The organism is Bacillus sp. DU-106 (assembly GCF_004799705.1).
In the GTDB taxonomy this organism is placed as follows: Bacteria; Bacillota; Bacilli; order Bacillales; family Bacillaceae_G; genus Bacillus_A; species Bacillus_A cereus.
Genome location: NZ_CP026607.1, coordinates 1456418 through 1472525 on the forward strand (window position 1 = coordinate 1456418; position 16108 = coordinate 1472525).

Below are 16108 nucleotides of genomic sequence, written 5' to 3' on the forward strand. Positions count from 1 at the left end.
ATGAACAGAAGAGAATATTTTTTAGAATTAAAGGAGACGTTTATGCAAAAGTTTGAACAAGCTGTTTCATATATTGAAAATGGTGAAGCAGAAAAAGGATTACAATTATTAAAAGAACAATTAAAAATTGCGAATGATGAAGAGAAGTATGATATCGCTCGTTACTATCATACACTTGGATTTACAGATGAGGCATTAGCAATTACTGAAGACTTACGTTTACTGTATCCAGAAGAAAGTGAATTCACTGTATTTTTAGCAGAATTATATATTGATCTAGATAAAGAAGATGAAGCGATTGAAGTGCTTCATGATATTCCAGAAAATGACGATTTATATGTTCAATCGTTATTACTTGTTGCAGATTTATTCCAAATGCAAGGTTTTGATGATGTAGCAGAGCAAAAACTATTAAAGGCGAAAGAAATGATGCCTGATGAACCTGTTATTACGTTTGGGTTAGCAGAATTATATAGTAGTAAAGGTGAAGAACAAAAGGCAATTACTTATTATGAATCGCTATTAGCGGAACATAAAGTAATGGGTGGTGTTGTGATCGCACTTCGCCTCGCAGAAACGTTAAGCGCGATCGGAAACTGGGAAGAAGCGATTTCTTATTATGAAGCAGGCCTAGAGGAACAAAAAGATATTCACTCATTATTTGGATATGCCTTCACATTATACCAAGGTGAAGAATATCAGAGAGCAATTGGTGCTTGGCAAGAATTAAAAGAATTAGACCCTGAGTACGCATCACTGTACATGTATTTAGCGAAAAGCTATGAAAAAGAAGGAATGCTTCAAGAAAGCTATGAAACGCTTCATGAAGGAATTAAAGTAGATGAGCTTTCAGTTCCATTTTATGTAGAGTTAGCGAACATTGCGGCGAAATTAGGAAAAATAGTAGAAGCAGAGGAAGTTCTTCAAAAAGCGCTTGAGTTAGATCCAGGGCATTTAGGTGCAACATTAAAATATGCATATATCTTAAAAGAACAAGAAAAGTACGAAGAGTTAATTGCAATTGTAGAGCGTGCTATTGATAGTGGAGAACCAGATACACAACTACTTTGGGATCTTGCGTATGCAAAAAAACAATTAGAAATGTATTCGGATGCATTAAAACACTATGAAAGTGCATATACTTCTTTTAAGAATCATCCAGACTTCTTAGAAGAGTACGGTTATTTCTTATTGGAAGAAGGAAAACGAAAAGAGGCGAAAGAAGTATTTACCCAGTTATTACAACTAGACCCGACACAAATTCATATTGAAGAGTTGTTATATAATTTAGAGGATTTTTCATAAGTTGGAAGGAAACTGAATGCCGCTTCTTGAATCTAAAAAGAAAAGAGAAAGACAGAGGAGGGACTTAATTGCTATGAATACCCCTGTTTCTGTAAACGAGAAGAAGGATTTTGTAAAATGGTTTTTGAATAATTACCAACTGAAACAGCGTGAATGTGTATGGATTCTGAATTATTTAATGAGTCACGACCAATTGATGCATAAAGTCCACTTCGTAGAGCATGCAAAATATTGTCCGCGTGGCTTAGTGATGTCAGCGAATTGTGTGAAAGACACACCGTTTCACTTTTTTAAACAAAATGTTATGACAACAGATGCTGAAAAATCGTTTCATGATATTCGTTTAAATCGAGATGAGGATATTTATATTCAACTCAACTTTAAATCATCGTTTCAAAATGCGAATTATGTAGCTGTATTAGAAGAAAACCCATATCTACCAAAGCATATTGAAGTAAATGAAAAAGATCGTTTACTTGCAGAAAGGTTTTTGGAAGAAAGTGTATTTTCGTTTAGGAGAGAACGCCTTTTGAAACAAATTGATGAAGCGTTAGATAAGCAAGATAAGGAAGCGTTTCATAGATTAACGGCAGAGTTAAAAACTTTATAGAATTTATTTGGATTAATAAATTTTTACAAATTTCAGACTTTCATCAAGAAAAACTACCTATATTGGGTAGTTTTTCTTTTTTTACCTCTTTTAGTATGGTTTAATATATATAAAGTGAAAGTTCTGTCATTTGTAAGTGAAGGAGGGAAGGAATTTGAAGTGGATTGTAAAAGATGTGGAACAGTTTGAGCAAGCAAGAGAGTATGTTGATACAGGAGTAATACCGCTGTTATCAATTTCGGCAGCAAAAGAAATGAAAATGGTTGTAGAACAAGGTGAATTTATCGAATTGTTGAGCACGGAATTGGAAAGAGAGTATAAGGGAAGAGTGCTTTTACTGCCTGCGTTTACGTATTTGGTAGAAAGTCAAAAGAATGAAAAAGGTCGTTTGCAAGAATGGACAAATCATTTACGAAGTGAAGGTTTTAAGCATATTGCTTATGTTACAAGTGATTTTTCATGGAAAGAGGATATGCAAGAGTTACAGGGAGATTTGTTTTGGTTTCCTTCATTAGCATTAGAACAATTTAGTGATCAAGCAAAAAGAGAAGTTATTCATGCACATATAAAAAATATAATGGTGATGTTGGAAGAGAAATGGGGAAACTCATAATAAACAGAAAGTTCTTATTATTATGAGTAGTATGATATTGACCTGTGCATGAGCGTATTATATCATGATAGTGTCCTAGTTTTTATTTTTTATATAATTTATCACGAGGGGACAATTTCTGATAGAGGGGGGAAATTTTCGTGAGCGAGAAAGAACATCGCGTGTCAAGAAGACAATTTTTAAATTACACACTCACAGGGGTAGGAGGCTTTATGGCTGCCGGTATTTTAATGCCGATGACGCGATTTGCGCTTGATCCGGTGTTAAGAAAAGAAGCGGGAACGGATATGGTTGCTGTTGCGCAAGTAAAGGATATTACAACAGAGCCGAAGCGTTTCGATTTTAAAGTGAAGCAGGTTGATGGTTGGTACAAGTCTGAAGAACCAAAATCAGCTTGGGTTCATAAAGATGAAAGCGGAGACATTGTTGCGTTCTCTCCAGTATGTAAACATTTAGGATGTACAGTTAACTGGAATTCGGACAAAGCACATCCGAATCAATTCTTTTGCCCATGTCACGGGGGTCGTTATACAAAAGATGGGATTAACATTAAAGGTACGCCACCCCTTGCTCCGCTTGATGTGTACGAGTCTAAAGTGAAAGATGGAACGCTGTATCTAGGAAAAGCGAAGCCAAGAGGGGGTGTAAAGTAGATGTTAAATAAAATTTATGATTGGGTGGATGAAAGATTAGATATTACACCAATATGGCGTGATATCGCTGATCATGAAGTACCTGAACATGTAAACCCGGCACATCACTTTTCTGCATTCGTCTATTGCTTTGGAGGACTTACCTTTTTCGTTACTGTAATTCAAATTTTATCTGGAATGTTTTTGACGATGTATTATGTGCCTGATATTAAAAATGCTTGGGAATCAGTTTACTATTTACAAAATGAAGTTGCTTATGGGCAAATTGTTCGTGGTATGCACCACTGGGGTGCTAGTCTCGTAATTGTAATGATGTTTTTACATACACTCAGAGTTTTCTTCCAAGGTGCGTATAAAAAGCCCCGTGAGTTAAACTGGATTGTTGGTGTTCTTATTTTCTTTGTTATGTTAGGTCTTGGTTTTACCGGATATTTATTACCGTGGGATATGAAAGCTTTATTTGCTACAAAAGTAGGGATTCAAATTGCAGAGCAAACACCGCTCATTGGTCCTTATATTAAAACATTACTCGCTGGTCATTCCGAAATTGTTGGCGCTCAAACATTAACTCGCTTCTTTGCTATTCACGTCTTCTTCTTACCAGCAGCACTTCTAGGTTTAATGGCCTTCCACTTCATCATGATTCGCAAACAAGGTATTTCCGGTCCACTATAAGAGATTGCTAAATTAAAGGGGAAAGAACTAAAGGAGGGAGATTATGCATCGCGGCAAAGGGATGAAGTTTGTAGGAGATTCTCGGGTACCAGTAGCTCGGAAACCAAATATTCCAAAAGACTATTCTGAATACCCAGGGAAAACAGAAGCATTTTGGCCGAACTTCTTGTTAAAAGAATGGATGGTTGGTGCAGTTTTTTTAATCGGTTATTTATGTTTAACAGTGGCGCATCCGTCGCCGCTTGAGAGAATGGCGGACCCAACAGATGCTGGATATATACCACTTCCAGATTGGTATTTCTTATTCTTGTATCAGTTATTAAAGTATTCGTATGCTTCCGGTTCATTTACTGTAATTGGAGCATTTATTATGCCAGGGATTGCGTTTGGAGCATTACTGTTAGCTCCATTTCTTGATCGAGGTCCAGAAAGACGTCCATTGAAGCGTCCTGTGGCAACTGGATTTATGCTTTTAGCAATTGCATCGATTATCTTTTTAACTTGGGAATCTGTAGCACACCACGACTGGGAAGCTGCAAAAAAACAAGGAGCAATTGTAAAAACAGCGCCAGTTGATAAAAATGATGATGGCTATAAATTAATGCAAAAAAATACTTGTTTAACATGTCATGGTGACAATTTACAAGGCGGGGCAGCAGCACCGGCACTGCAAAACTTAACTTTAAAGCCAGAAGAAATTGCTAAAATTGCGAAAGAGGGAAAAGGTTCAATGCCTAAAGGTGTATTTAAAGGTACGGATGAGGAACTGAAGAAGCTTTCGGAATTCGTTGCAAAGTATAATAAAAAATAATAAAAAAGCTGACTACAAAATTTGTAGTCAGCTTTTCTATTTAGTTGGATGAAGTTTGTTATAATAGAGTAGGATTTAGTGAATGAATTACTTTGCTTGAAAGGTGTTGGACATACGGATTGGTGTACTTGTATGCAATGTTAAGACAACGCTCGGTATTATTATTTTTATTAATTGTTAACTTATTAGGTACAATTTATGGATTTATATGGTACGGAAATCAATTGAAAGAAACGTCACCTATATTTTGGCCGTTTGTACCAGATAGTCCTATGGCGACTCTCTTTTTTGTCTTTGTTTTAATTGCTTTTTTGGCAAAGAGAAACTGGGGATTAATAGAAGCGTTAGCGATTGTAACTTTAATAAAATATGGTATTTGGGCTGTTGTTGTAAACGCGATTATGATTTACGTAAAAGGGCCTATAGGCCTTATGGGCTACATGTTAATGCTTTCGCACTTCGCGATGGCAATACAAGGATTTTTATATGCTCCATTCTATCGTATAAAAAAATGGCATTTTATAGTAGCAGCTGTGTGGACGTTGCATAACGATGCAATTGATTATTTATTTTGGCAAATGCCGCGATATGGAATTATGCATTTGTTTGTAGAGGAAATTGGTTATTTTACGTTTTGGTTAAGTATTGCTGTACTATGTATTACATATTATTGTTGCTTACGTGAGCAAAGAAAACAATTTTCTTTATGATGGTTAGAACATTTAGGGGGAGAACATGGAGAAAAATAAGAGTGGTACAAAAATATTGGATCGATTAATTACTTTAGTTGTTTCATATAGCATAGCATTTTCTATTTTTGCACTCGCAACAACGGCAGTTGTATATGGAAAATGGTTGTATTATTTTGAAATTGATTTTTTAAATATTGCTGATTTAGCGGATATGACGAAGGATGAAATTAAAAGAAATTACGATGTGCTTATTACATATTTATCCCCGTTTTATGACGGAGCATTACATTTGCCCACATTAGATATGTCCACAAATGGCCGTATTCATTTTGTAGATGTTAAAAATATTTTAGTAAAGATTCAATATGTGATGTATGCGACAATTATGATTGCAGTGATAGGCGGAATTTATTTATTAAAAAAGAAAAATGAAAAGTTTTTACTGCACGGATCGATTTTAACAATCATTTTTCCGATAGCGCTTATGTTACCAATTGCTATTAATTTTGAAAAGAGTTTTGTATTATTCCATAAACTTTTATTTAGTAATGATTATTGGGTTTTTGATCCTGAAAAGGATCCAATTATATTAATGTTACCAGAAGAGTTCTTTATGCATGCTGCGTGTGCTATTTTATTATTCATTTTAGGTGGGAGTATACTTTGTTACAGCTTATATAGATATCTCGTAAAAAAGAAAAGGATGTCACAGAAAAAATTCTCTGCTTAAAGAGAATTTTTTTCTTTGTAAAACGATAATATATTTTTCGGTCTAGTTCTGTTCTATTCTTGTCCAAATTAACATATTTTGTACTAGTAGTTAAGGGGGGACCGGGATGAAGAGAACATTAATTGGATTGATAGCATTTCTAATTATAATGTTTCCGTTACGTATATATGCTGAAGAGTGGAATGAGCTAACAGGGTTGTTAGACGACTCGTTACAGTTAGTGAAGCGTAATGAAGATGAAAAAGCGGTACAAGTATTACAACATTTCTCGGAGCAGTTTTTAATAAAGGGGAATGAAAAGAAGCAGGAAGTAACACCAGATCAAGTTAGAGTTATTTCTTTAGCTTACGATAAGGCGCAACAATCGCTCTCTGAAGAAGGTTTAGGTAAGCAAGCTAAAATTGATAATGTGCTGGCATTACAACTTGCTGTTGATGCACAAGTATCGAAATATCAACCACTTTGGATGGAAAGAGAAAGGAAAGTAATGGATGCCTTTTCTCAAATGGAAAAAGCGATGGAAAAAGAAGATGCTGGGCAGTTTCAACAAACGTTAAATACGTTTTTAAATGAATTCAATATTATTTATCCAAGCTTAATGATTGCTTTGCCAGAAAACGAGGTCCAGCGTGTAAATGTTCATTTATCTTATTTAGATGAATTTCGTAACGTTATGTTAAAAACGAAAGGCGGCCAAATGCAATTAGGGATTATTAAAGGGGATTTGCAAAAGATATTTCACACAGTAAAAAAAGATGAAATTGCACCCTCTCTCATTTGGTTTATGACAATTACTGGGGGACTTATTTTATTCACATTAACTTATGTTGGATGGAGAAAGTATAAAGGAGAGAGAGAAAAAAGAAAAAGTAATGTACATTCTAAAAATAGATAATGCAATAAATAAAGATATGGATTGTAAGGTTTATTCATTGACAATAGTGGCAGAAGAAAATAGAATGAGAAGTACTATAATTAAAACTTCAATGGAGGTTCATGATGTTTTATTTAATTTACTTCGCGATCATAATGATCATACCGTTGTATGCACAGTCAAGAGTACGTAGTGCCTATAGCAAGTATTCACAAGTTTATTCAACATCAGGTATGACAGGAGCGGAAGTGGCTCGAAAAATTTTAGATGAAAATGGATTATACAACGTAGCTGTCGAAGAAACACCAGGTCATTTATCAGACCATTATGATCCAACCGCTAAGACGGTTCGATTATCAACAGATAACTATTATGGACATTCAGTTGCTGGTACAGCAGTTGCAGCACACGAAGTAGGACACGCAATTCAAGATGCACAAGATTATAACTTTATGCGTATTCGTCATTCGTTAGTTCCTGTGGCTAATTTTGGATCGAATATATCATGGGTATTTATTATGATTGGTATATTTGCGACAATGTCAAAACTATTGTTATTAGGTATCATTTTAATGGCAGCAGGTGTTGTGTTCCAGCTCGTTACATTGCCAGTTGAGTTTGATGCGTCAAAGCGCGCAATGCAACAAATTGAAGCGTTAGGTATTGTATCAACAGATGAATATGGGCAAGCTCGTAAAGTATTAAATGCGGCAGCATTAACATATGTAGCAGCTGCAGCTGTAGCGGTATTTGAATTATTACGTCTCGTATTAATGTATACTGGTATGCAGCGTAGCGACGACTAAAGACTATCAATTTTGATAGTCTTTTTTTGTTGTGTGGATTGAATTATATAATGTATTGCAAATAGAAATAATAGAAGTAATGCGGAAAGGTGGTGGGGGAAATGAAATATCCAGACCATTTAGTAAAACAAGTACAAGAGCGTAGTGCTCCTTATCAACTAGAAGGTTTTTTAAGTGGACAAGGTCCTGAAAATCCCAAATTTATGTTGTTAGGAGAAGCACCTGGTGAAACAGAAATTCATAATGGGATTCCGTTTAGCGGGAGGGCGGGAAAACAATTAATGGTTTTTTTAGAGCGTATCCACGTTACAAGGGAAGAAGTATATATTACGAGCGCTGTTCGGAGTAGACCTTATAAATGGCGAGAGAAAAAAGAACGAAATGGTGAAATCATACAAAAAAAGTATAATAGAACGCCAAATCAGGGAGAAATAGTTGCCCATGCGCCTTTGTTAGATTATGAATTAGAGAAAATACATCCGAAGCTTATCGTCACGCTTGGAAATATCGGTCTTCAACGTTTAACAGGAAAAAATAAAAAAATCACAGATGTACACGGGCAATTATTAAAACAGCCCATTCAAAAATTAAAGGATATGCAAAGTGCAGAGTTTACATGGTCAGAGAAAGAATATCATGTTTTTCCGACTTTTCATCCAGCTTCCATTTTTTATAATCGGAGTTTATTGGAGCTTATTCATGAGGATTTTGAGAAGCTTAAAAGACTTGTAATAAAAAACTAGAAAAGCTAAGGCGCTTTTCTAGTTATATTTAATTATGTAAAGGGTTTTTATTTTCATCTAACGTAAACCCTTCACCAACTACATCATGTACATCACTTACAGCGACAAAAGCATGAGGATCTACAGAAGTAATGATATTCTTTAATTTCACGATTTCATTTTTAGCAACAACGCAATACAATACATTACGTTCCACTTTTGTATACGATCCAACAGCTTTTAAAAAGGTTGCTCCGCGCTCCATTTCAGATAAAATTTTGGCAGCAATTTCATCGTTTTTCTCTGAGATAATAGTCGCTCCTTTGGCAGCATAAGCTCCTTCTTGCATAAAATCAATGACTTTAGCACCGATAAAAACAGCAACTAGCGTATACATGCCCTCACGGTATGATAAATAGGTAAGAATAGAGACGACGATAACGACAGCATCAAACATAAACATTGTTTTCCCCATACTCCAGCCAACATATTTGTGCGCTAGTCGTGCGATAATATCTACACCGCCAGTAGTCCCGCCATATTTAAATATTATTCCAAGGCCGATACCGATAAATGCCCCGGCGAATAAAGCTGCGAGTGTCATATCATTTTGCAAGTTTAAATGTAAGTTGAGTACTTCGTAACGCTGGAAAATCCATAGAAATAAAGATACGCTAAAGGTTCCAATTAATGTATATAAAAATGTCGTTCTGCCAAGTAACCTCCAGCCAATAAAAAATATAGGGATATTTAAAATTAAGTTTGAATAGGAAGGATCAAACTTAAATAAAAAATACAATAATAGTGTAATACCAGTAAACCCACCCTCTGCAAGGTGGTTTTCAATATTGATATTGACAATACCGAAAGAAAATATAGCGGAACCAATTAAAATAAAAATAATATTTCGCATCTTCAATTTTGATGTCATATAGAAATCCCCCTAATTATGTAATGATTGCATTGCTCCGCTGAAACGGTAAAACATAATAATAAGTAATTTCTAGTTGCTAGTGAAAATAGTAAGAACCTGATTGATGTGGGCTGATTTTTTGTGAAAAGTGCAAAAGAAAGTTTCACTTTATCCCGCTCTAAAGGCTGATAGGAGATGAAGCAAAGAAGAGGGGCAAACCAGCCGTAGGAACCCGATTGGTGTGGGCTGATCTTTTGCAAAAATCGCAAAAGAAGTTTCACTTTACCCCGTACCAACGGCTGGTAGGAGATAAACCTCTGAAGAAAGGCAAACCAGCCGTAGGAACCCGATTAGTTCAACTAATCTTTTGCAAAAAAATCACAAAAGAAGTTTCACTTTATTATAGTCTATCCAAAAATGGGTCGCAAATAGGTGTTTGGCGGGGAATAATATTTGTCAAATCGCGATGAATTGGCTAACATGAAAGAGGAAGGATTAGAGGTGAATAGTATGGAAGCAAAAACGATGAAAGATATGCAGAAAGAAGTAGATGCATATATTGGTCAGTTTAAAGAAGGTTATTTCAGTCCGCTTGCAATGATGGCTCGTTTAACGGAAGAAATGGGAGAGCTTGCAAGAGAGGTAAATCATTATTATGGTGAGAAACCGAAGAAAACAACTGAAAAAGAAAGAAGTATTGAAGAAGAGCTTGGAGATGTATTATTTGTTATGATTTGTATGGCAAATAGTTTAAATATTGATTTAGAGACAGCACATAACATTGTAATGAATAAATTTAATACACGTGATAAAGATCGCTGGACACGTATTGATGAGGGAGAGAAAGAATAATGAAAGAAATTAAAGTAATTATCGCCGGACCAAGAGGACGTATGGGACATGAAGCAGTCCTTCTTATGGAAAGAACGGAACATTTTAATTTAGTAGCAGCAGTGGATTATAAGCATGGTGGTGAGAAGATTTCTGATTTACCTGGCATGCCAGCATTACATGCGCCGATTTACGCTGATTTACATACTTGTTTAGATGAAGTAGAAGCAGATGTGTTGTTAGATTTAACAACACCAGAAGTGGGGAAACAACACGTTACACTTGCAGTTGAGCGTGGACTTCGTTCGGTTATTGGTACAACTGGATTTACAGAAGAAGAATTGACACGTTTAACAGAGAATGCAAAAGAAAAAGCAGTAGGAACAATTATTGCTCCAAACTTTGCAATTGGTGCAGTTCTTATGATGAAATTCTCACAAATGGCAGCGAAATATTTCCAAGATGTTGAGGTAATTGAATTACATCATGATCAAAAATTAGACGCACCATCTGGTACAGCTGTAAAAACGGTAGAGTTAATTCGCCAAAATCGTGAATCAAAGCAGCAAGGTCATCCAAATGAAGTAGAGCAACTAGCAGGTGCACGAGGTGCAAATGTAGACGGTATTCACATTCATAGTGTACGTTTGCCAGGGCTTATTGCACACCAAGAAGTAATGTTTGGTGGAGATGGACAAATGTTAACAGTTCGTCATGATTCATTCAATCGTGCATCATTTATGTCAGGTGTAAAACTATCAATTGAGACAGTAATGAACCTTGATCATCTTGTGTACGGTTTAGAAAATATTATCGACTAAAGGGGAGACAACGGATGAAAATTGCCTTAATCGCACATGACAAAAAGAAAAATGATATGGTTTCGTTTGCATACGCATATAAACCAATTTTTGAACAACATGAATTATTTGCAACAGGAACGACAGGGCTTCGCATTATGGAAGCGACTGGATTAGTTGTAACAAGATATCAATCTGGCCCTCTTGGTGGAGATCAAGAAATTGGTGCAATGATTGCAAAGAACGATTTAGATATGGTGATTTTCTTCCGCGATCCATTAACAGCACAGCCGCATGAACCGGATGTGAATGCATTACTTCGTTTATGTGATGTATATGCGATTCCACTTGCAACGAATATGGCAAGTGCTGAAATGTTAATGCACGCATTAGAGCGAGGAGATTTAGATTATCGTAAGTTAAGAAAATGAGGGGAACAATTATGAGTGGATTACATATATTAGCGTTTGGTGCTCATGCCGATGATGTTGAAATCGGCATGGCTGGTACCATCGCTAAATATACAAAGCAAGGGTATGAAGTAGGTATTTGTGATTTAACAGAAGCTGATCTTTCTTCAAATGGAACGATAGAGTTGAGAAAAGAAGAAGCGAAGGTCGCAGCTCGTATAGTGGGAGTAAAAACGAGGCTGAATTTAGCGATGCCAGACCGTGGTTTGTATATGAAAGAAGAGTATATACGTGAAATTGTCAAGGTGATCCGTACATATAAACCAAAACTAGTTTTTGCGCCGTACTATGAAGATCGCCATCCAGATCATGCAAATTGTGCAAAGCTTGTGGAAGAGGCTATTTTTTCAGCAGGAATCCGTAAATATATGCCGGAACTTTCACCACATCGTGTGGAGTCTTTTTATAATTATATGATTAATGGTTTTCATAAACCGAATTTTTGTATAGATATAAGTGAGTACCTCTCTATAAAGGTGGAAGCATTAGAAGCGTATGAAAGTCAGTTTTCAACAGGGAGTGATGGTGTTAAGACACCGTTAACAGAAGGTTACGTTGAAACTGTGATTGCTCGTGAGAAGATGTTTGGAAAAGAAGTTGGAGTCTTGTATGCCGAAGGATTTATGAGTAAGAAACCGGTTTTATTACATGCTGATTTATTAGGGGGATGTAAATGAAATTAAAAATAGGTATTACATGTTATCCTTCTGTAGGTGGTTCTGGAGTTGTTGGAACAGAATTAGGAAAGCAATTGGCGGAACGTGGGCATGAAATTCACTTTATTACATCGGGTTTACCATTCCGGTTAAATAAAGTATATCCAAACATTTATTTTCATGAAGTGACGGTAAATCAATACTCTGTATTTCAATATCCACCATACGATTTAGCGTTAGCAAGTAAAATGGCCGAGGTTGCACAAAGAGAAAACTTAGACATTTTACATGTGCATTACGCAATACCACATGCAATTTGTGCATATTTAGCAAAACAAATGATCGGAGAGCGTATTAAAATTGTTACAACCTTACATGGAACAGATATTACTGTGTTAGGTTCCGACCCTTCGTTAAATAATTTAATTCGTTTTGGTATTGAGCAATCGGATGTTGTTACTGCTGTCTCGCATTCATTAATTAACGAAACACATGAGCTTGTAAAACCAAGTAAAGAAATTCAAACGGTATATAACTTTATAGACGAACGTGTATATTTCAAGCGTAATATGTCTCAATTAAAGAAAGAATATGGTATAAGTGAGAGTGAAAAAGTACTTATTCATATTTCGAATTTCCGTAAAGTGAAACGTGTGCAGGATGTTGTTCAGGCATTTGCTAAAATTGTTAAAGAAGTAGATGCGAAGTTGCTTCTTGTTGGAGACGGACCAGAATTCTGTACGATTTTACAGATAGTGAAGAATTTACATATTGAAGATCGCGTTTTATTCCTAGGGAAGCAAGATAATGTTGCAGAACTACTTGCGATGAGTGATTTAATGTTGCTTCTATCAGAGAAGGAAAGTTTTGGTCTTGTTTTATTAGAAGCAATGGCGTGTGGTGTACCTTGTATCGGAACACGGGTTGGAGGTATTCCAGAGGTTATTCAACACGGGGAAACAGGATATTTATGTGAAGTTGGCGATACAACAGGAGTGGCAAATCAAGCTATTCAGCTATTAAAGGACGAGGAACTTCACCGTAATATGGGAGAACGAGCAAGAGAAAGTGTTTATGAGCAATTTCGCTCAGAAAAAATTGTTTCACAATATGAAACGATTTACTATGACGTACTAAGGGATGACAAAAATGGAAAGATTTAAAAAAGCTAGTTCTATTATTGAGACATTAAAGCAACAAGGACATGAGGCTTACTTTGTTGGTGGGAGCGTACGAGATCTTATTATCGATAGGCCGATTGGAGATATTGATATTGCGACATCTGCTCTACCAGAAGAAGTGATGGCTATATTCCCAAGAAATGTTCCTGTTGGTCTTGAGCATGGAACTGTAATTGTTGTAGAAAATGGTGAGCCCTATGAGGTAACTACTTTTCGAACAGAAAGCGAATATGAAGATTTTCGAAGACCTAGTAGTGTTCAATTTGTTCGTTCATTAGAAGAGGATTTAAAACGTCGTGATTTCACGATGAATGCAATTGCTATGACAGAAGAAGGAAAAATGGTCGATTTATTTGCTGGACAGGAAGCCATTCAACAGAGAGAAATTGTGACAGTTGGAAATGCTGCGGATCGTTTTCAAGAAGATGCCCTGCGAATGATGCGTGGTATTCGGTTTGTAAGCACGTTAGGTTTTTCATTAGAAATGAAAACGAAGCAAGCGATTGAAACGTATGGGCATTTGCTAGAACATATAGCAATTGAGCGTATTACAGTAGAGTTTGAGAAACTGTTAACTGGTACATATTGTGTGAAAGGTCTCAAAGAATTAGTAGAGACGAAGCTATTTTCTCATTTGCCATATTTACAAATGTCAGAAGAGAGACTGTTAAAAGCTACGCAGTATAAATGGGATTCTTTCGAAACGGATATTGAGGCGTGGGCATTTTTCTTATATTGTATCGGAGAAGAACATCCATCTGTCTTTTTACGTCAATGGAAGTTTTCGAATAAAAAAATAAAAGATATTGTTGCAGTTTTATTGACAATCCGTACTAGAAAGGAGAAGGATTGGGATACAGTCCTTCTTTATAAAACGGGAATTCATATCGCTGAAATGGCAGAGAGAGTATATGAAGCGATGATTGAACGCTATGACCCTACATCTGTTGAACGAGTACAATTAATGTTTCATGCATTGCCAATCCAGGAGCGTCAAGAAATGAATGTGACTGGTAATGATTTATTAAACTGGGCAAACAAAAAGCCTGGTCCGTGGGTTGCTGAGATGCTTCAGAAAATCGAAGAAGCAATCGTACAAGGAAACGTAGTTAATGAGAAAGAGCGTATAAGGGAGTGGCTACAAGGATGCAATCTACTATAAGAAAGCAGTTATTGCAAGTTTTTTCTGAAGCGGATGGCGAGTTTGTATCCGGCCAAACAATTAGTGATAAACTTGGTTGTTCAAGAACTGCTGTGTGGAAACATATGGAGGATCTGCGGAGTGAGGGATATGAACTTGAAGCTGTGCGTCGATTAGGTTACCGAATTGCAAGTAAGCCAGACAAAGTGACCGCTAATGAAATTCAGTTAGGGCTACAAACGAAGCGGATTGGTAGAACAGTGTATTTTGAAGAAACTGTTGAATCAACGCAGCACATTGCAGCAAAACTTGCTTATGAAGGTGCAGAAGAAGGAACAGTCGTTGTAGCAGAAGAACAAACAGCGGGAAGAGGTCGTTTAAGCAGAAAATGGCATTCACCAAAAGGAACAGGGATTTGGATGAGTATTATTTTACGCCCATCAATCCCAGTTCATCATGCACCGCAACTTACTTTGTTAGCGGCCGTTAGTGTTGCACAGGCAATTGAAAAATGCACGGGTGTAAACGTAGGAATAAAATGGCCAAATGATATTTTAATTCAAGGTAAAAAGGCTGTAGGTATATTAACAGAAATGCAAGCGGATCCTGATAAAATTAATGCTGTCATTATGGGCATCGGTATTAATGCGAATCAAAAGCAAGAACATTTTGATGAAGAAATTCAGCACATTGCTACTTCATTAGCGATTGAATCAGGTAAGCCGATTGTTCGTGCAGAACTTATGCAACAAATCTATTTACAACTAGAAAAATTATATGAAGAGTATTTACAAAATGGTTTCTCTGTCATTAAAATTCTTTGGGAAAGTTACGCTGTGAGCATCGGGAAAGAAATTACCGCTCGAACGATGAGAGAGACAATTACGGGGTTAGCAAAAGGAATCACAGAGGATGGTGTATTACTTCTGGAGGATCATGAGGGGAAAGTACATCATATTCATTCTGCAGATATTGAAATTAAGTAAAAGAAGTTCCTCTTTTGGAACTTCTTTTTATTTCAATAGTTTTGAGTTGAATTTGTAACATGATAATAAATTTTTTTCATATTTAAAGTTCATTTCAAAATATCTTCCGCCTAGTTGGCAGGGCATGTTATTTGACGATTACTTTGCCTGCCATTCCTTTAAGAAGATGGTATCGACATATTAATTCATATGTACCAGTATTTTTAGGTTTCACGGTAATATGCTTTTCTTTTCCTGACTCGATTACGACGTCAATGCCGAGTTTTTTCACTGTAAAGGTGTGCTCGTTTTTACCTTTATTTTTCAATAGTAATGTTGTTGATCCTTCAAGCGGAATCGTGATAACATTTGGATTAAAGTAATCATCATTTAGTTCAACCTCAATCACTTTCGTTAAATCGGTGGGGGGTGTTACGACAGTAACTGAGGCAAATACATGGGAGGATCCTAAAGACATCCACCATACAATCATTACAAGCAAACTGCTGAATCGAAATAACCACCTGTTCATAGACATCTGCAATTCTCCTTTGTTAAGTACTTTCCTCAATTAACCTGCATCATTAGTTTAAGAGTTATACTATACAGTTAAATGGATTACAGAAAAAATTAACTTGGACTTTTTTAGCATGCGTTGAA

Annotated in this window: 20 protein-coding genes; 18 read left to right on the plus strand and 2 right to left on the minus strand. The window is 36.2% G+C overall.

Going from position 1 to position 16108, the window contains the following annotated elements; translation table 11 throughout:
• The first annotated feature begins 42 nt into the window (after positions 1 to 42).
• The 11 genes from C3Y97_RS07560 (at position 43) to C3Y97_RS07610 (ending at position 8512) form a co-directional block, all read left to right on the plus strand.
• A complete protein-coding gene (locus C3Y97_RS07560; protein ID WP_001168671.1) occupies positions 43 to 1305 on the plus strand; it encodes a tetratricopeptide repeat protein in 1263 nt (420 codons plus the stop codon).
• Positions 1306 to 1378: 73 nt separating this feature from the next.
• Complete coding sequence (locus C3Y97_RS07565) at positions 1379 to 1915, plus strand: ReoY family proteolytic degradation factor (RefSeq protein ID WP_001095925.1); 537 nt, start codon at positions 1379 to 1381, stop codon at positions 1913 to 1915.
• A 154-nt stretch (positions 1916 to 2069) separates the two neighbouring features.
• On the plus strand, positions 2070 to 2528 hold the full coding sequence (locus C3Y97_RS07570; protein ID WP_000871313.1) for a YpiF family protein: 459 nt from the start codon (positions 2070 to 2072) through the stop codon (positions 2526 to 2528).
• 140 nt (positions 2529 to 2668) lie between these two features.
• A complete protein-coding gene (gene qcrA, locus C3Y97_RS07575) occupies positions 2669 to 3181 on the plus strand; it encodes a menaquinol-cytochrome c reductase iron-sulfur subunit (protein WP_136363242.1) in 513 nt (170 codons plus the stop codon).
• Positions 3182 to 3856, plus strand: a complete 675-nt coding sequence (gene qcrB, locus C3Y97_RS07580; RefSeq protein WP_000932700.1) for a menaquinol-cytochrome c reductase cytochrome b subunit — start codon at positions 3182 to 3184, stop codon at positions 3854 to 3856.
• 43 nt (positions 3857 to 3899) lie between these two features.
• Positions 3900 to 4667: a menaquinol-cytochrome c reductase cytochrome b/c subunit gene (qcrC, locus tag C3Y97_RS07585; protein ID WP_000554603.1), complete on the plus strand. Its 768-nt coding sequence runs from the start codon at positions 3900 to 3902 to the stop codon at positions 4665 to 4667.
• A 119-nt stretch (positions 4668 to 4786) separates the two neighbouring features.
• The gene (gene lhaT, locus C3Y97_RS07590; RefSeq protein WP_025709269.1) at positions 4787 to 5377 is read left to right on the plus strand and encodes a lipoprotein heptaprenylglyceryl N-acetyltransferase LhaT; all 591 of its coding nucleotides are present in this window, start codon (positions 4787 to 4789) and stop codon (positions 5375 to 5377) included.
• A 25-nt stretch (positions 5378 to 5402) separates the two neighbouring features.
• Positions 5403 to 6089: a lipoprotein intramolecular transacylase Lit gene (gene lit, locus C3Y97_RS07595; RefSeq protein WP_071740356.1), complete on the plus strand. Its 687-nt coding sequence runs from the start codon at positions 5403 to 5405 to the stop codon at positions 6087 to 6089.
• A 106-nt stretch (positions 6090 to 6195) separates the two neighbouring features.
• Positions 6196 to 6984, plus strand: coding sequence for a sporulation protein YpjB (gene ypjB, locus C3Y97_RS07600; RefSeq protein WP_000831584.1), 789 nt, complete (start codon positions 6196 to 6198; stop codon positions 6982 to 6984).
• A 101-nt stretch (positions 6985 to 7085) separates the two neighbouring features.
• Complete coding sequence (locus C3Y97_RS07605) at positions 7086 to 7769, plus strand: zinc metallopeptidase (RefSeq protein ID WP_011109966.1); 684 nt, start codon at positions 7086 to 7088, stop codon at positions 7767 to 7769.
• 101 nt (positions 7770 to 7870) lie between these two features.
• Positions 7871 to 8512 carry a uracil-DNA glycosylase gene (locus C3Y97_RS07610; RefSeq protein ID WP_000876873.1) on the plus strand — a complete coding sequence of 214 codons (642 nt, stop codon included), beginning with the start codon at positions 7871 to 7873 and terminating at the stop codon, positions 8510 to 8512.
• A 28-nt stretch (positions 8513 to 8540) separates the two neighbouring features.
• Here the strand turns inward: C3Y97_RS07610 and C3Y97_RS07615 are convergent, their stop codons facing one another.
• Positions 8541 to 9422, minus strand: a complete 882-nt coding sequence (locus C3Y97_RS07615; protein ID WP_000202121.1) for a YitT family protein — start codon at positions 9420 to 9422, stop codon at positions 8541 to 8543.
• Between the two features lie 492 nt (positions 9423 to 9914).
• On the opposite strand from C3Y97_RS07615, the gene C3Y97_RS07625 reads away from it, so the two are divergent.
• Genes C3Y97_RS07625 through C3Y97_RS07655 form a run of 7 tightly spaced genes read left to right on the plus strand, consistent with a single transcriptional unit; the run spans position 9915 to position 15469 of the window.
• Positions 9915 to 10256 (plus strand): nucleotide pyrophosphohydrolase, encoded by a 342-nt coding sequence (locus tag C3Y97_RS07625; protein ID WP_002108639.1) that lies wholly within the window; start codon positions 9915 to 9917, stop codon positions 10254 to 10256.
• Positions 10256 to 11056, plus strand: coding sequence for a dihydrodipicolinate reductase (gene dapB, locus C3Y97_RS07630; protein WP_000658813.1), 801 nt, complete (start codon positions 10256 to 10258; stop codon positions 11054 to 11056). The genes C3Y97_RS07625 and dapB overlap by 1 nt, the downstream gene beginning before the upstream one ends.
• Positions 11057 to 11070: 14 nt before the next feature.
• The gene (gene mgsA / locus C3Y97_RS07635; protein ID WP_000684765.1) at positions 11071 to 11466 is read left to right on the plus strand and encodes a methylglyoxal synthase; all 396 of its coding nucleotides are present in this window, start codon (positions 11071 to 11073) and stop codon (positions 11464 to 11466) included.
• A gap of 11 nt (positions 11467 to 11477) precedes the next feature.
• Positions 11478 to 12182 (plus strand): bacillithiol biosynthesis deacetylase BshB1, encoded by a 705-nt coding sequence (bshB1, locus tag C3Y97_RS07640; RefSeq protein WP_071740357.1) that lies wholly within the window; start codon positions 11478 to 11480, stop codon positions 12180 to 12182.
• Positions 12179 to 13324 carry an N-acetyl-alpha-D-glucosaminyl L-malate synthase BshA gene (gene bshA, locus C3Y97_RS07645; RefSeq protein WP_000768305.1) on the plus strand — a complete coding sequence of 382 codons (1146 nt, stop codon included), beginning with the start codon at positions 12179 to 12181 and terminating at the stop codon, positions 13322 to 13324. Before bshB1 ends, bshA begins: the two co-directional genes overlap by 4 nt.
• On the plus strand, positions 13311 to 14504 hold the full coding sequence (locus tag C3Y97_RS07650; protein WP_136363244.1) for a CCA tRNA nucleotidyltransferase: 1194 nt from the start codon (positions 13311 to 13313) through the stop codon (positions 14502 to 14504). The genes bshA and C3Y97_RS07650 overlap by 14 nt, the downstream gene beginning before the upstream one ends.
• Complete coding sequence (locus C3Y97_RS07655) at positions 14489 to 15469, plus strand: biotin--[acetyl-CoA-carboxylase] ligase (RefSeq protein ID WP_001192063.1); 981 nt, start codon at positions 14489 to 14491, stop codon at positions 15467 to 15469. The genes C3Y97_RS07650 and C3Y97_RS07655 overlap by 16 nt, the downstream gene beginning before the upstream one ends.
• A gap of 127 nt (positions 15470 to 15596) precedes the next feature.
• Here the strand turns inward: C3Y97_RS07655 and C3Y97_RS07660 are convergent, their stop codons facing one another.
• Positions 15597 to 15986 carry a cupredoxin domain-containing protein gene (locus tag C3Y97_RS07660; protein ID WP_065212122.1) on the minus strand — a complete coding sequence of 130 codons (390 nt, stop codon included), beginning with the start codon at positions 15984 to 15986 and terminating at the stop codon, positions 15597 to 15599.
• Between the last annotated feature and the right edge of the window lie 122 nt (positions 15987 to 16108).

Coding starts and splice junctions, on each gene's coding strand:
- C3Y97_RS07560 (WP_001168671.1), top strand. CDS start 43: ATGCAAAAGTTTGAACAAGCTGTTTCATATATTGAAAATGGTGAAGCA.
- C3Y97_RS07565 (WP_001095925.1), top strand. CDS start 1,379: ATGAATACCCCTGTTTCTGTAAACGAGAAGAAGGATTTTGTAAAATGG.
- qcrB (WP_000932700.1), top strand. CDS start 3,182: ATGTTAAATAAAATTTATGATTGGGTGGATGAAAGATTAGATATTACA.
- qcrC (WP_000554603.1), top strand. CDS start 3,900: ATGCATCGCGGCAAAGGGATGAAGTTTGTAGGAGATTCTCGGGTACCA.
- lit (WP_071740356.1), top strand. CDS start 5,403: ATGGAGAAAAATAAGAGTGGTACAAAAATATTGGATCGATTAATTACT.
- ypjB (WP_000831584.1), top strand. CDS start 6,196: ATGAAGAGAACATTAATTGGATTGATAGCATTTCTAATTATAATGTTT.
- C3Y97_RS07605 (WP_011109966.1), top strand. CDS start 7,086: ATGATGTTTTATTTAATTTACTTCGCGATCATAATGATCATACCGTTG.
- C3Y97_RS07610 (WP_000876873.1), top strand. CDS start 7,871: ATGAAATATCCAGACCATTTAGTAAAACAAGTACAAGAGCGTAGTGCT.
- C3Y97_RS07615 (WP_000202121.1), bottom strand. CDS start 9,422: ATGACATCAAAATTGAAGATGCGAAATATTATTTTTATTTTAATTGGT.
- C3Y97_RS07625 (WP_002108639.1), top strand. CDS start 9,915: ATGGAAGCAAAAACGATGAAAGATATGCAGAAAGAAGTAGATGCATAT.
- dapB (WP_000658813.1), top strand. CDS start 10,256: ATGAAAGAAATTAAAGTAATTATCGCCGGACCAAGAGGACGTATGGGA.
- mgsA (WP_000684765.1), top strand. CDS start 11,071: ATGAAAATTGCCTTAATCGCACATGACAAAAAGAAAAATGATATGGTT.
- bshB1 (WP_071740357.1), top strand. CDS start 11,478: ATGAGTGGATTACATATATTAGCGTTTGGTGCTCATGCCGATGATGTT.
- bshA (WP_000768305.1), top strand. CDS start 12,179: ATGAAATTAAAAATAGGTATTACATGTTATCCTTCTGTAGGTGGTTCT.
- C3Y97_RS07650 (WP_136363244.1), top strand. CDS start 13,311: ATGGAAAGATTTAAAAAAGCTAGTTCTATTATTGAGACATTAAAGCAA.
- C3Y97_RS07655 (WP_001192063.1), top strand. CDS start 14,489: ATGCAATCTACTATAAGAAAGCAGTTATTGCAAGTTTTTTCTGAAGCG.
- C3Y97_RS07660 (WP_065212122.1), bottom strand. CDS start 15,986: ATGTCTATGAACAGGTGGTTATTTCGATTCAGCAGTTTGCTTGTAATG.